The organism is Sinorhizobium sp. NFACC03, from assembly GCF_900103435.1.
Taxonomy (GTDB): domain Bacteria; phylum Pseudomonadota; class Alphaproteobacteria; order Rhizobiales; family Rhizobiaceae; genus Ensifer.
Genome location: NZ_FMXF01000002.1, coordinates 269,895 through 282,708, shown reverse-complemented (window position 1 = coordinate 282,708; position 12,814 = coordinate 269,895). Strand labels below are relative to the sequence as shown.

General features: G+C 60.4%; 14 protein-coding genes and 1 tRNA gene. 10 read left to right on the top strand and 5 right to left on the bottom strand.

The window, feature by feature from the left end:
- Window positions 1-25 precede the first annotated feature (25 nt).
- From BLU35_RS06750 to BLU35_RS06740, 3 genes are all read left to right on the top strand, one after another.
- Window positions 26-616 (top strand): hypothetical protein, encoded by a 591-nt coding sequence (locus BLU35_RS06750; protein WP_093232485.1) that lies wholly within the window; start codon window positions 26-28, stop codon window positions 614-616.
- A gap of 4 nt (window positions 617-620) precedes the next feature.
- Window positions 621-1,325: an HAD family hydrolase gene (locus BLU35_RS06745; protein ID WP_058328300.1), complete on the top strand. Its 705-nt coding sequence runs from the start codon at window positions 621-623 to the stop codon at window positions 1,323-1,325.
- A 480-nt stretch (window positions 1,326-1,805) separates the two neighbouring features.
- Window positions 1,806-1,890 (top strand) — tRNA-Leu (locus tag BLU35_RS06740).
- 82 nt (window positions 1,891-1,972) lie between these two features.
- Here BLU35_RS06740 and BLU35_RS06735 read toward each other — a convergent pair.
- From BLU35_RS06735 to wrbA, 3 genes are all read right to left on the bottom strand, one after another.
- Window positions 1,973-2,191 (bottom strand): hypothetical protein, encoded by a 219-nt coding sequence (locus tag BLU35_RS06735; RefSeq protein ID WP_057255959.1) that lies wholly within the window; start codon window positions 2,189-2,191, stop codon window positions 1,973-1,975.
- Window positions 2,192-2,271: 80 nt separating this feature from the next.
- Window positions 2,272-2,514, bottom strand: coding sequence for a DUF2188 domain-containing protein (locus BLU35_RS06730; protein WP_057255956.1), 243 nt, complete (start codon window positions 2,512-2,514; stop codon window positions 2,272-2,274).
- 228 nt (window positions 2,515-2,742) lie between these two features.
- Window positions 2,743-3,342, bottom strand: a complete 600-nt coding sequence (wrbA, locus tag BLU35_RS06725) for an NAD(P)H:quinone oxidoreductase (RefSeq protein ID WP_057255954.1) — start codon at window positions 3,340-3,342, stop codon at window positions 2,743-2,745.
- A 166-nt stretch (window positions 3,343-3,508) separates the two neighbouring features.
- Here wrbA and BLU35_RS06720 point away from each other — a divergent pair, with 166 nt between their 5' ends.
- Together BLU35_RS06720 and gpt are read left to right on the top strand one after the other, a co-directional pair.
- Entirely contained in the window at window positions 3,509-4,261 is a 753-nt protein-coding gene (locus BLU35_RS06720; protein WP_058328190.1) for a competence/damage-inducible protein A, read from the top strand.
- Between the two features lie 174 nt (window positions 4,262-4,435).
- A complete protein-coding gene (gene gpt, locus BLU35_RS06715) occupies window positions 4,436-4,933 on the top strand; it encodes a xanthine phosphoribosyltransferase (protein ID WP_058328189.1) in 498 nt (165 codons plus the stop codon).
- Window positions 4,934-5,012: 79 nt separating this feature from the next.
- Here the strand turns inward: gpt and BLU35_RS06710 are convergent, their stop codons facing one another.
- Window positions 5,013-6,488: a bifunctional ADP-dependent NAD(P)H-hydrate dehydratase/NAD(P)H-hydrate epimerase gene (locus BLU35_RS06710; protein WP_058328188.1), complete on the bottom strand. Its 1,476-nt coding sequence runs from the start codon at window positions 6,486-6,488 to the stop codon at window positions 5,013-5,015.
- Window positions 6,489-6,831: 343 nt separating this feature from the next.
- On the opposite strand from BLU35_RS06710, the gene BLU35_RS06705 reads away from it, so the two are divergent.
- The 3 genes from BLU35_RS06705 to hspQ all read left to right on the top strand — a co-directional run bounded on the left by BLU35_RS06705 (window position 6,832) and on the right by hspQ (window position 9,266).
- On the top strand, window positions 6,832-7,170 hold the full coding sequence (locus BLU35_RS06705) for a P-II family nitrogen regulator (RefSeq protein WP_003528058.1): 339 nt from the start codon (window positions 6,832-6,834) through the stop codon (window positions 7,168-7,170).
- A gap of 64 nt (window positions 7,171-7,234) precedes the next feature.
- Window positions 7,235-8,644, top strand: a complete 1,410-nt coding sequence (gene glnA, locus BLU35_RS06700; RefSeq protein WP_057255946.1) for a type I glutamate--ammonia ligase — start codon at window positions 7,235-7,237, stop codon at window positions 8,642-8,644.
- A 292-nt stretch (window positions 8,645-8,936) separates the two neighbouring features.
- The gene (hspQ, locus tag BLU35_RS06695) at window positions 8,937-9,266 is read left to right on the top strand and encodes a heat shock protein HspQ (RefSeq protein WP_057255944.1); all 330 of its coding nucleotides are present in this window, start codon (window positions 8,937-8,939) and stop codon (window positions 9,264-9,266) included.
- 76 nt (window positions 9,267-9,342) lie between these two features.
- On the opposite strand, the gene BLU35_RS06690 is transcribed toward hspQ, so the two are convergent.
- Window positions 9,343-9,972, bottom strand: a complete 630-nt coding sequence (locus BLU35_RS06690; RefSeq protein ID WP_058322469.1) for an invasion associated locus B family protein — start codon at window positions 9,970-9,972, stop codon at window positions 9,343-9,345.
- A gap of 307 nt (window positions 9,973-10,279) precedes the next feature.
- Here BLU35_RS06690 and BLU35_RS06685 point away from each other — a divergent pair, with 307 nt between their 5' ends.
- Window positions 10,280-12,061 (top strand): extracellular solute-binding protein, encoded by a 1,782-nt coding sequence (locus tag BLU35_RS06685; RefSeq protein WP_176907140.1) that lies wholly within the window; start codon window positions 10,280-10,282, stop codon window positions 12,059-12,061.
- A gap of 90 nt (window positions 12,062-12,151) precedes the next feature.
- Window positions 12,152-12,814, top strand: a complete 663-nt coding sequence (locus tag BLU35_RS06680) for a DsbA family oxidoreductase (RefSeq protein ID WP_058322468.1) — start codon at window positions 12,152-12,154, stop codon at window positions 12,812-12,814.

The following is a 12,814-nucleotide window of genomic DNA, read 5'->3' as shown; positions in this document are numbered from 1 at the left end:
TGTCATCCGGCGATGGGGGAACGTCATGGTGAAACATATGCTTCTTCTGGCGACGCTGAGCGCCGCCACGACACTATCCGGAAACTCCATCGCCCTCGCCGGTCCGCTCACCGATGCGGCGGCGCAGGCGGAGAAACTTGCCGCTTCGGGCGATGCGGCAAAGGCGCGAGACCTGCTTCTCAAGGCGATGAGCGACTTTTCGCAAACGCTGCCCTTCGCGATCGGCAAGGCGATCTTCGTCTCCAAGCAGCCGACTGGTTATGCGATGTACCAGCCGCGAGACGGCTCTGTCTTCAAGGAGGGAGAGTCGCTGATCTCCTACATCGAGCCGATCGGACTTTCCTGGAAGGATGCGGCAGAGAAGGGCAAGCTCGAGAGCCATTTCACCGTCGACTTCGATATCCTCAATCCGAAGGGTGACGCGCTCGCCGGCCAGAAGGCCTTCGGCGACTTCACCTTCACCGGTTACCTCAGGAACCAGGAAATCTACTCGACGCTGACCATCGATGTTTCCGGCGCGCCGGCCGGCGACTACGTGCTGCGTTTCCATTTCAATGACGTCAACAGCGGCAAGACCGCCAGCGTCGACCAGCCCTTCAAGATTGCCGGACCGTAAGATCATGCCCCATGCAATAACGACTGTTGGTTTCGATGCCGACGATACGCTTTGGCAGAACGAACAGTTCTTTCGCCTGACCGAGGCGCGCTTCGCCGAACTTCTGACCCCCCACACCGACACCGAGCATCTGTCCGAACGGCTGCTTGCCGCGGAAAAACGCAATCTCGGTCTCTACGGTTTCGGCATCAAAGGCTTCGTTCTGTCGATGGTCGAGACCGCGGTGGACGTGACGGATGGGAAAGTCCCCTCATCCGTCATCGCCGAAATCCTGGCGACCGGCCGCGACATGCTTGTCCATCCGGTCGAACCCCTGCCCCATGTCCAAGAAACACTCAGTGCCCTACACGGCACCTTCCGCCTTGTCATGATCACGAAAGGCGATCTCTTCGACCAGGAACGCAAGCTCGCTGCCTCCGGCCTTGGCGATTATTTCGACGCCGTCGAGATCGTCAGCGACAAGAATGCAAGCACCTACGAACGTCTCTTCAAGCGCCATGGCGACGGGCCGCTGAAAAGCCTGATGGTCGGCAACTCTCTGAAATCCGACATCGTTCCAGCCCTTGATGCGGGAAGCTGGGGTGTTTACGTCCCACATGCACTGACTTGGGCATTCGAGCATCACGACAAGCCGGAGAACCATCCGAGATTTCGCGAGATCGACGATCTCGGCGGATTGCCGCCGATCCTGGAACGCTTGCCGCTCTAGGCACGCGGGCGAATTGTCCTCCTGCGGCCACACCACCAAAAGGCTGCTAGCGAGGCGTCGGAGGCTATCGCGACCGCATCCGCGCTAGCGCGTCCAACGAAATCCGCGGTTGTACCCCCTATTCACCGCACCCCGAATCAGCGCGATATACCATCGCGATTTCGTCAGCGGAGAGACAATGGCTCAAATATTCGGTGCAACAATTTCAATGCTACTGCTCGGCACGCTGATCGGGTGGCTGCTGCGCAAGGTCTCCGCTCTCAGCGTGCTTTCGTCCGTTCGTGGCTCCTGCCATCTACGCGTTCAATTCGGGCCGCCCCTATTCCGAAATGTTCATCCTCTGCGGCATCGCCGCGCTCATCGCAGCTGTCGTCTTCTACTTTCTGAAGCCTAAGCAACAGAACGCCTGAGTGGCAATCCACCTTTCACCAGTCTGATGCACTTGACTGTTCCCCTTGAGTGTTTGATCTAGGGGGCAGAGCGGGCGTGGCGAAACTGGTAGACGCAAGAGACTTAAAATCTCTCGGCCTTGGCTGTGCGGGTTCGATCCCCGCCGCCCGCACCAGACATCCGGCTTTCAATGATTATTCCGCGCACGTGTAGCCGCTCGCTGAGAAGCGAGAGGTTGCTTCAGAGAGCGCGACCGCTCAGCTGTTGTAGTAGTAGCAATCGCATTCGGCCCGGTAAGCATCGTCGTGCCATACCCGGACGGCGAGCTTCGTTGCGCATCCCTGGTTTTCCAGCCTGAGGCCGAGAAGGGAGACCGCTGCCGCCTTCGAATTGGGGGCGTCCACCTCGATTGCCGATCCGACCTGGTGGACTCCCTGCCGCGGGGTCCAGGTGAAGATCTGAACGTTATAGTGCATCGAATATCCTCCGTGGGAGAGATGGTGTGCACGCAATACTCACGCTTGTGTTCGGATTGAGCCGGCTGCCTTGAAGCGTACTAGCCGTCTTCTACGGTCGCTTCCGGCCTATCGCCGCCGTCTGTGTGCTCGAAGTGCCAGTGGCCTTCGTCATCCTGGAAACTGATATCTTCGTCGTCGCCGCCGACTTGTTGTTCGGCGGCGGCAGCCTTGGCGGCGGCTAGCGCCATTTCGCGGCTGGGAAAGGGCTCCGAATATGCTTCGGCGGCCTTATAGGCCCATCCTCCGTCATGAGGAACGATGGTGTAAGTGATCCGCGCCATACTTCCCTCCCAATCGTCCGAAAACGCTTCGGTCTTCGGCGGGCCGTTGCCGCACGGCCGTTCTTTCCTCCTCGTCAAAGGCATGTTCATGCCGAACGCCGCGGATATTACCACAGGTGCGGTGCGAATTGCCACCTTCGCGAATCACTCCGAAACGGCGTGTCGCGAATCAAAAGAGCGGCCCCTTTCGGAGCCGCCCTTGATCAAGAAATCCAATATCTTGAGCGATCAATCGGCGAGCTTCGCGGCGATCTTGGCGACATGTGCGCCCTGGAAACGAGCAGCTTCGAGTTCAACCTCGGAGGGCTGGCGCGAACCGTCGCCGCCGGTGATCGTCGAGGCGCCGTAGGGCGAGCCGCCCTTGATCTCGTCGAGGCCCATCTGGCCCTGGAAGGCATAGGGAAGACCGACGACGACCATGCCGTGGTGCATCAGGGTCGGGATAAAGCCGAGGATCGTCGACTCCTGGCCACCATGCTGCGTCGCAGAGGATGTGAAGACCGAGCCGACCTTGCCGACCAGCTTGCCCTTGGCCCACAGGCTGCCCGTCTGGTCGATGAAGTTGCGCATCTGCGAGGCAACGGTGCCGTAGCGCGTGCCTGCGCCGAAGATGATCGCGTCATACTGCGCAAGTTCTTCGACGGTGGCGATTGGCGCTGCCTGGTCCAGCTTGTAGTACGAGGCCTTGGCGACTTCTTCCGACACAAGTTCGGGCACGCGCTTCACGTCCACTTCGGCGCCGGCCGATTTCGCGCCTTCGGCCACCGCATAGGCCATCGTTTCGACGTGTCCGTATGCCGAATAATAGAGAACAAGAACCTTGGCCATAAAATGCTCCTTTGGATTCAAGCGATCCCACTTGATCACTGCTGCCGGGAAGATTTATCAAAATGCGGCCGCTTGCCAGGAGCCGTCCGGGAAACAGACTGTTCTCGCACGTCGAACAATAAACAATCACTGTTAAATGATTGGCTTATATAAATAGGAATTACCGATGAGCACAAAAATCGTCACTGCCGCGATGGTCGCTATCGGCGACGAACTTCTGTCGGGTCGCACCAAAGACAAGAACATCGGCCATCTCGCCGACATGATGACCATGGTGGGCATTGATCTGCGCGAAGTGCGGATCGTCGCCGATGACGAAGCCGCCATCGTCGAAGCGATCAACGCCGTACGCAGCCGCTACGATTACGTCTTTACATCGGGCGGCATCGGCCCCACCCATGACGACATCACCGCCGATGCCATATCTCGCGCCTTCGGCGTCGAGTGCGTCTACGAGCCCGAGGCGATGGCCCTGCTCGGCGCCATGTACGAACGCCGCAGTATGGAGTTCACCGACGCCCGCAAGAGAATGGCGCGCATGCCGCTTGGCGCACGCCACATCCCGAACCCCGTCTCCACCGCGCCGGGCTTCACGATCGGCAACGTGCATGTCATGGCCGGTGTACCGCAGGTGTTTCAGGCCATGCTCGACGCCTTGCTGCCCGGCCTTCAGGTCGGTTCGCCTCTCCTCTCGCGCACGGTGCGCTCGCCATTCGGCGAAGGCGATATCGGCAGTCCGCTGACGGAGGTGCAGAAGAACCATCCGGAGACGAGCATCGGCTCCTACCCAAAGTTCGACGGCAAGAACTTCTCGACCGATATTGTCGTGCGTGCCCGCGATCCGCAGGCGCTGGCTGCGGCCGAAGCCGATGTACAGGCGATGATCCAGGCAATCACCGAAGCACGCGCAAAAGCGTGATTGCCCCGCAGAGCACCCTTAGCGCATCTTAAAGGACGCGCGGCGCAGTAGAGCCTTGCACTTTGACCGCTATTGCCGTTATTGCATGTCGGCAAATCAGGATGACGCGTTCCCGCCTGCCCGATCTGCCGGACGCTTCGTCTTTACCAAGTACAGACAAGCCGGAGCCCACTGATGTCGCTGCCCGATAAAGCCTTTCCCGTCTCCTGGGACCAGTTCCACCGTGACGCACGCGCGCTTGCGTGGCGCCTCGCCGACAACGGCCAGGAATGGCGCGCCATGGTCTGTATCACCCGCGGCGGCCTGGTGCCGGCCGCCATCATTTCCCGCGAACTCAACATCCGGATGATCGAAACCGTCTGCGTCGCCTCCTATCATGACTATGACACGCAGGGTCAGATGAAGGTGCTGAAGGGTATCGCACCTGAGATCATCAAGGACGGCGGCGAAGGCGTGCTGATCGTCGATGACCTGACCGATACCGGCAAGACCGCTGCCGAAGTGCGCGCGATGCTGCCGAAAGCACATTTCGCCGCCGTCTACGCCAAGCCGAAGGGCCGGCCGCTGGTCGATACCTTCGTCACCGAGGTCAGCCAGGACACCTGGATCTATTTCCCCTGGGATTTGGGCTTCACCTACCAGGAGCCGATTGCCAAGGGCACGCGCGGTTAAGAGCCGGGCAAACAGGCAAAAGCGCCTCGAGCGGTCCCTTCCATGAAGTCCGGCTGCTCGAGGCGTTGCATTTCCGGCCTCACGCCATTGGCGGTATGACGCCAATCAATGTCTCGGCGGTGAGCCCCCGCCCCGCTTGGCTGCCGGCCGCGCCATGTCGCCACACGGCGGCCGCCGCTGCCTCGAAGGCCGGCATCCCTTGAGCAAGATGGGCGCCGATGATGCCGGCGAGAACGTCTCCCGAACCGGCCGTCGCCAGCCATGCTGGGGCATTGTTATTGACCACGGCCCGACCGTCCGGTGCAGCGATCACCGTGTCTGCTCCCTTGTAGACGATGACCGCATGGCTCTCGCGAGCCGCCTTCTGCGCCCTTTCGATCTTGGAGAGTGCGCCGTCGCCGGCAATTTGAGGAAAGAGGCGGGCGAACTCGCCCTCGTGCGGCGTCATGACCATCTGGCCCCCGCCTCTTGCAAGCGCGGCGAAGAGTTCGTCGCGGTTCGCCTGAAACGACGTGATCCCGTCTGCGTCGAGCACCAGCGACCGATCGCACAAAGCAAGCGCAAAGTCCCTCGCCTTCTTGCCGACACCGAAGCCGGGCCCGAGGACGAAGCTGCCCAAGCGACGATCCTGCAGCCATTTCGTCAGGTCTCGCTTACCTTCCACTTCGTTGACCATCACAGCGGTCAATTGCGACGCATTGATGCCGAGCGCAGCCTTTCCCGTTGCCACCGTGACCAGTCCGGCGCCGGCCGCGAGCCCTGCCGTGGCCGCCAGGCGCGCGGCCCCCGTTGCTTGCCGGTCGCCTGAAAAGACGACGAGGTGACCACGCCTGAACTTGTGCGTTGACGGCGCGAGATCTCCACCCCAGCCGGACCAGACCGTCGGCGAATTCAGACGCAGCGGGCCGGCCTCGGCCAGCACGATGCGCGGCGGGATTCCGATATCGAACACGTCGAGCGTTCCGCACAGGGATCGACCGGGCAAAAGCCAGTGGCCCGGCTTCGGCGCCATGAAGGTTACCGTGTGGCGGGCTGCGAAGGCGGCGCCACGGACTTCACCAGTCCGCCCATCGATGCCGCTCGGCAGATCGACCGCGATGACCGGGAGCCCGCTCGCGTTGATCCGTTCAATGGGCTGAACGACGTCCCCCGAGAGATCGCGCGAGAGCCCGGCCCCGAACAGCGCGTCGATGACGACATCGCCGGCCCGGAGTTCGATTGCGTCAAGCGACGCCACCGGTCCCTTCCATTCCGACCGTGCTCGTGCGGCGTCGCCTTGAAGTGCCGCGGGATTGCCGAGTGTAAAAACCGCGACATCCGCCCCACTTTCCGCAAGACCGCATGCCGCGACATAACCATCGCCGCCATTGTTGCCCGGCCCGCAGAGCACGAGGAAACGGAGGGCATCCGGGAAGTGTCGCAAGGCCGCCGCGGTCACGGCCAGGCCGGCATTGCGCATCAGCGTGAAGCTTTCGATGCCGGATTGGGCGGCCGCCTGATCGATCGCCGTCATTTCCGAGGGCGTGATCAACAAGTGCTGAAGTTCGGAGCGCATGTCGCAGATTATCCACGCCCGGCGGCATGACGCAAGGCCTCACACCCAGCGCGCCATTTGCCCCATAATTATGCATTTGCACATATTTGTTGCTCAAATAACGTGCTTCACCCTGTTGATGACCGAAAGCATCGACCGATGCCGGGCAACTTTCGATCGATAATCATAAAAATTAGGCAGATCCCAGCCAGGAAATGGCATGGAAACCCCGCAATCCGCGTCGCGGCAGTAGATTTTTTGTCGTTCTGACAGAATTTCGCAGAAAAACTGGCATGCAACGTGCATATTCAGGGCGAGCGGGCATGATCCTGCTTTAAAGGGAGAAGCGGAGAGACATTTTCTCATGAAAAAGATCGAAGCGATCATTAAGCCCTTCAAGCTCGACGAAGTGAAGGAAGCCCTTCAGGAAGTCGGCCTGCAGGGCATCACCGTCACGGAAGCCAAGGGCTTCGGGCGGCAGAAGGGTCACACGGAGCTGTATCGCGGCGCCGAATACGTGGTGGACTTTCTGCCGAAGGTTAAGGTCGAAGTCGTGCTGGCGGACGAAAACGCGGAGGCCGTCATCGAGGCGATCCGCAATGCCGCGCAAACCGGCCGCATTGGTGACGGAAAGATTTTCGTTTCCAATGTGGAAGAAGTCATCCGAATTCGCACGGGCGAAACCGGCCTCGACGCCATCTGATATCACGGGCCGTCCGGCCCGGTTCTTTTCAAACCTCGTCATCTCACACAGGGAATAACGGCAAATGACGACTGCAAGCGATATTCTGAAGCAAATCAAGGACAACGACGTCAAGTTCGTCGACCTGCGCTTTACCGATCCCAAGGGCAAGCTGCAGCACGTAACGATGGATGTGGTCTGCGTCGACGAAGACATGTTCGCCGATGGCGTCATGTTCGACGGCTCCTCGATTGGCGGCTGGAAGGCCATCAACGAGTCCGACATGGTGCTGATGCCCGATCCGGAAACAGCGCATATGGACCCGTTCTTCGCGCAGTCGACGATGGTCATCATCTGCGACATTCTCGATCCGGTTTCGGGCGAATCCTATAACCGCGACCCGCGCGGCACGGCCAAGAAGGCGGAAGCCTACCTCAAGGCATCGGGTATCGGCGACACCGTCTTCGTCGGCCCGGAAGCCGAATTCTTCGTCTTCGACGACGTCAAGTACAAGGCCGATCCGTACAACACCGGCTTCAAGCTCGACTCCTCGGAACTGCCGTCGAACGACGACACCGACTATGAGACCGGCAACCTCGGCCACCGCCCGCGCGTCAAGGGTGGCTATTTCCCGGTTCCGCCGATCGACAGCTGCCAGGACATGCGCTCGGAAATGCTGACGGTTCTGTCCGAAATGGGCGTAACGGTCGAAAAGCATCACCACGAAGTGGCCGCCGCCCAGCACGAGCTCGGCGTCAAGTTCGACGCGCTGGTGCGCAACGCCGACAAGATGCAGATCTACAAGTACGTCGTGCACCAAGTCGCCAACGCCTACGGCAAGACGGCAACCTTCATGCCGAAACCGATCTTCGGCGACAACGGTTCGGGCATGCACGTACACCTGTCGATCTGGAAGGACGGCAAGCCGACCTTCGCAGGCGACGAATATGCCGGCCTGTCGGAAACCTGCCTCTACTTCATCGGCGGCATCATCAAGCACGCCAAGTCGCTGAATGCCTTCACCAACCCGTCGACGAACTCCTACAAGCGTCTCGTCCCGGGCTACGAAGCACCGGTTCTGCTCGCCTATTCGGCACGCAACCGCTCGGCTTCCTGCCGCATTCCGTTCGGCACGAACCCGAAGGCCAAGCGCGTTGAAGTCCGCTTCCCGGACCCGACCGCGAACCCCTACCTCGCCTTCGCAGCCATGCTGATGGCCGGCCTCGACGGCATCAAGAACAAGCTGCATCCGGGCAAGGCCATGGACAAGGACCTCTACGACCTGCCGCCGAAGGAGCTGAAGAAGATCCCGACGGTTTGCGGCTCGCTGCGCGAAGCGCTCGAAAGCCTCGACAAGGACCGCAAGTACCTGACGGCCGGCGGCGTGTTCGACGACGACCAGATCGATTCCTTCATCGAACTGAAGATGCAGGAAGTGATGCGCTTCGAAATGACGCCGCATCCGGTCGAGTACGACATGTACTACTCGGTCTAAGACCATGCAGGCCGGTAGCAACACCTCTTCCGGCTAAGCACCCAATGCAGAAGGCCGGCGCCTCGCTCGAGGTCGCCGGCCTTTCTTTTTCGACTGATGCTCGCGCTCGTGGAAACGCCGCACCTTTGCGGTGGGCGGCACGCTTTGCCGAATTGTGTGATATTATGTTGACGGCAACTTGTGCGCGTCTATCTCAGCTAGCGCGATTGTCCAGCGCCGGGCGGAAGGGAGATCCCTATTGATGTTTTGGGTTCGCCAACCCAGATAATCTCCTGAAAGGATGTGTTGCGTCATGAAACAAAGAAACGCCAAATTCGAGATCGGACAGGTGGTTCGCCATCGGATTTTCCCGTTCCGAGGCGTCATTTTCGACGTCGATCCGGAATACGCCAACACCGAAGAATGGTGGAACGCCATTCCGCAGGAGATCCGCCCGAGCAAGGATCAACCCTTCTACCATCTGTTCGCCGAAAACGACGACAGCGAGTATGTCGCCTACGTTTCCGAGCAGAACCTGGAGTTCGACGACAGCGACCGGCCGATGCGCCACGCCCAAGTCGATGCCCTGTTCGACAAGGACGGCGTCGGCCACTACAGGCCCAAGGCGGCTTTCCGTCACTAGGGCTTTTCGCCCCGGACAAATAAAAACGCCCGGACGCTAGGTCCGGGCGTTTCTTTTAGGGATAGCGAGAGATCGCTTAGTTCTTCTTGGCAGCCTTCTGGGCTTCTTCGAGCTTCTTGCGGGCGTCTTCCGCCTTCTTCTGCATTTCTTCCTGCAGAAGGCGCTGACGCTCTTCGAGCTGCGACTGCTCGATCGGCTCGCCGTCGAAGATACCGGTGAAGCCCGTGAGGGCCATCTTGATCGGGTTCGGAGCGCGCTGGAAGTTGACCGAGGTGAAGACCACCTCGTTGCCCTTCTTCAGGCTGGCGATCAGCTGGTCGGACAGCGGCGCTTCGGCGACGCACTTGTCCGGCATGCAGATTGCGTAGTCGAGCTTCACCGGCTTGCCGCCGTCGATCTGCATCTGGACGCCCGTCGGGATGAGGCGTGCGGACGGTACGGAAACCTGCAGGACCTTGCGGTTGACCTTGCCGCTTACGGTGATGAGGCCGACAGCAGTCACGAGCTGGCCGTTGTTTGCGGTCAGGAGGTTCTGGACGATGCAGACGTCATTGTCTTCCTGCTTGGTGCAGATCTTGAACCAGCCCTGCGGCGGCTTGCCACCCGCCTGCTGGGCGGATGCAACACTCGGTACGCCCGCAGCAGCTACAGAGAGCGCCAGCGCTGCCATACCCGAGCGTTTGGTAAAATTCGACTTGAAGATCATTGTGATTCCGTCTCCTGAAATCCGGTAACGGAACAGTTCGTTCCGCAGGTGAGTATCGTCAGCCGCCGTTGTCCTGTTGGCCAAATAAGGCAAATGCATGACCCCGTTTCCGGAAACACCTGTTACATTGGCTCGCTTCGATTATCCAGTGTTTCCTGTCATTTTTTGACTTACTACTGGGCGGAATTTGGGCGGCTGATCGGTTGGATTCATCGGTCTCCATTGGTAACGTTCAGGGAATCGGCCTGTTGATACCCCTTCACGGGAGGTGACTTTGCGTGCATTTCTTTCCGGTCTGGCTTTGCTCATGACCGTCACTTCGTTCGGCAATGGTGCGGTAGCCGCGCCCGTGCATGCCATTGCCATGCACGGCGAGCCGGCGCTGCCGGCCGATTTCAAGAACTTCCCCTACGTCAATCCGAACGTGAAAAAGGGCGGGAAGATCGCCTACGGCGTCGTCGGCGGCTTCGACAGCCTCAATCCCTTCATTCTGAAAAGCATGCGCACGACAGCGCGCGGCATGTGGGACCCGGAATACGGCAACCTCGTCTACGAATCGCTGATGCAGCGCTCGCGCGACGAAGCCTTCACCATGTACGGCCTGCTCGCCGAATCGGCTGAATGGGATGACGACCGGACCTTCATCCAGTTCAACCTCAACCCCAACGCCCGCTGGGCCGATGGGCAGCCGGTCACCGCTGAAGACGTGATCTTCAGCTTCGAACTGATGCGCGACAAGGGACGTGTCCCCTTCAGCAACCGCCTGGCCAAGGTGGCGAAGATGGAGAAGGTCGGTGACCGCAGCGTACGCTTCACCTTCACCGAAGAAGCCGACCGCGAGCTTCCGCTGCTGCTCGGCCTCTCGCCGGTCCTGCCGAAACACGCCATCGACGTTGCAAGCTTCGACCAGACGAGCTTGAAACCGCCGCTCGGTTCCGGCCCCTATCGCGTCGCCGAAGTGAAGCCTGGCGAACGCATCGTCTACAAGAGAAACCCGGATTACTGGGCGAAGGACCTGCCGTCGAAGGTCGGCCAGGATAATTACGACGAGATCTCGGTCGAATACTTCCTCCAAGAAAATTCGCTGTTCGAGGCGTTCAAGAAGGGCGAGATCGACATTTATCCGGAAGGCAGCGCCACCAAGTGGGCACGCGGCTACGATTTCCCGGCGGTCCGCTCCGGCGACGTCGTCAAGGAGACCTTCAAGCCGAAAACGCCCTCGGGCATGCTCGGCATCGTGTTCAATACCCGCAAGCCGATGTTCGACAATCTCAAGCTCCGCCAGGGTCTGGCGCTGGTGTTCGACTTCGAGTGGGTGAACAAGAACCTCTTCGATGGTGCCTATACGCGCACCCAGAGCTATTGGCAGAACTCGACGCTGAGTTTCCTCGGCGCACCGGCAGACGACCGTGAACTCGGCCTCATCGGCGATGCGCGCGATCGCATCAATCCGGCAATCCTCGATGGCACCTACCGGCTGCCGGTGACCGACGCCTCAGGGCGTGATCGCAACGTGCTGCGCGTCGCCGTCTCGCTGATGCGAGAGGCGGGCTTCCAGATCAAGGACGGCAAGATGGTGGACGCCAAGGGCGCGCCGCTCGCCTTCGAAATCATGAGCCAGAACGCGGGCCAGGAAAAGATCGCCCTCGCCTACCAGCGCTTCCTCGCGCCACTGGGCATCCAGGTGTCGGTGCGCACCGTCGACGATTCGCAATACCAGCAGCGCAGCCAGTCCTTCGATTATGACGTGATCATCAAGTCCTTCCCGTCGACGTTGTCACCCGGCATCGAACAGGCCGGGCGCTGGTCCTCCCAGTCGCGGGATCGGCAGGGCAGCGACAACTTTGCCGGCGTTGCCGACAAGGATGTCGACCGCATGATCAACAATATTCTCCAGGCCCGCACGACCGAGGATTTTACGGCTGCCGTGCGCGCCCACGACCGACTGCTGATCAACAATTCCTATCTGGTGCCGCTCTATCATCTGGACGCACAGTGGGTTGCCCGACGCAAGCACATCGGCCGCCCCGATGTGTTGCCGCTTTATGGCTATCAGCTTCCGGCCTGGTGGGATCAAAACGCCCAATAGAGGGTTGGTTCCCTTTTGGTAACGCATTGAAAGCCGGATAAAACCGGCTTATCTCGCCGACATACCAAAACAAGGAAAGGCACCCGCACCATGCAAACCGTCAGCATCGATATCGTCTCGGACGTCGTCTGCCCCTGGTGCTATCTGGGCAAGGCAAGACTGGATCAGGCGATCGCCAACGTCCCGGACGTGCTCGTCACCGTCAACTGGCGTCCCTATCAGCTCAATCCCGACCTGCCGCCGGAAGGCGTCGACCACAAGCAGCACCTGGCGGCAAAGCTCGGCGGCCAGGCGGCCGTCGATCGCGCCCATGATATGCTGCGCGAACTCGGAAACGCCGAGGGCATCGCCTTCGACTTTGACGCCGTGAAGATCAGCCCGAACACGCTCGACGCGCATCGGCTCGTCCGCTGGGCTGCGACCAACGGCGAGGCAGCGCAGACGGCCGTCGTCGGCATGCTGTTCAAGGCGAACTTCGAGGAAGGCCGCAATGTCGGCGATCACGCCGTGCTGCTGGATATCGCCGAGAAGGCCGGTCTCGACCGTCCCGTCATCGCTGCGCTGCTGACCTCCGACGCAGACAAGGACGCGGTCAAGGAAGAGGTCGGCATGGCCCGCGAGATGGGCGTGACCGGTGTCCCCTGCTTCATCCTCGAAGGGCAATATGCCGTGATGGGAGCGCAATCCGTCGACGTGTTGACGAATGCGCTGCGCGAAATCGCCGAGATGAAGGCAAGCGGCAAGCCGAACTGA

Bases quoted from the DNA above. Each gene is read 5' to 3' on its own strand.
- BLU35_RS06710 (WP_058328188.1), bottom strand. From the start codon at position 6,488: ATGCGCTCCGAACTTCAGCACTTGTTGATCACGCCCTCGGAAATGACG.
- BLU35_RS06730 (WP_057255956.1), bottom strand. From the start codon at position 2,514: ATGGCGCGGATCACTTACACCATCGTTCCTCATGACGGAGGATGGGCC.
- BLU35_RS06680 (WP_058322468.1), top strand. From the start codon at position 12,152: ATGCAAACCGTCAGCATCGATATCGTCTCGGACGTCGTCTGCCCCTGG.
- BLU35_RS06750 (WP_093232485.1), top strand. From the start codon at position 26: ATGGTGAAACATATGCTTCTTCTGGCGACGCTGAGCGCCGCCACGACA.
- wrbA (WP_057255954.1), bottom strand. From the start codon at position 3,342: ATGGCCAAGGTTCTTGTTCTCTATTATTCGGCATACGGACACGTCGAA.
- BLU35_RS06745 (WP_058328300.1), top strand. From the start codon at position 621: ATGCCCCATGCAATAACGACTGTTGGTTTCGATGCCGACGATACGCTT.
- BLU35_RS06705 (WP_003528058.1), top strand. From the start codon at position 6,832: ATGAAAAAGATCGAAGCGATCATTAAGCCCTTCAAGCTCGACGAAGTG.
- BLU35_RS06735 (WP_057255959.1), bottom strand. From the start codon at position 2,191: ATGCACTATAACGTTCAGATCTTCACCTGGACCCCGCGGCAGGGAGTC.
- BLU35_RS06690 (WP_058322469.1), bottom strand. From the start codon at position 9,972: ATGATCTTCAAGTCGAATTTTACCAAACGCTCGGGTATGGCAGCGCTG.
- hspQ (WP_057255944.1), top strand. From the start codon at position 8,937: ATGAAACAAAGAAACGCCAAATTCGAGATCGGACAGGTGGTTCGCCAT.
- BLU35_RS06685 (WP_176907140.1), top strand. From the start codon at position 10,280: ATGACCGTCACTTCGTTCGGCAATGGTGCGGTAGCCGCGCCCGTGCAT.
- glnA (WP_057255946.1), top strand. From the start codon at position 7,235: ATGACGACTGCAAGCGATATTCTGAAGCAAATCAAGGACAACGACGTC.
- gpt (WP_058328189.1), top strand. From the start codon at position 4,436: ATGTCGCTGCCCGATAAAGCCTTTCCCGTCTCCTGGGACCAGTTCCAC.
- BLU35_RS06720 (WP_058328190.1), top strand. From the start codon at position 3,509: ATGAGCACAAAAATCGTCACTGCCGCGATGGTCGCTATCGGCGACGAA.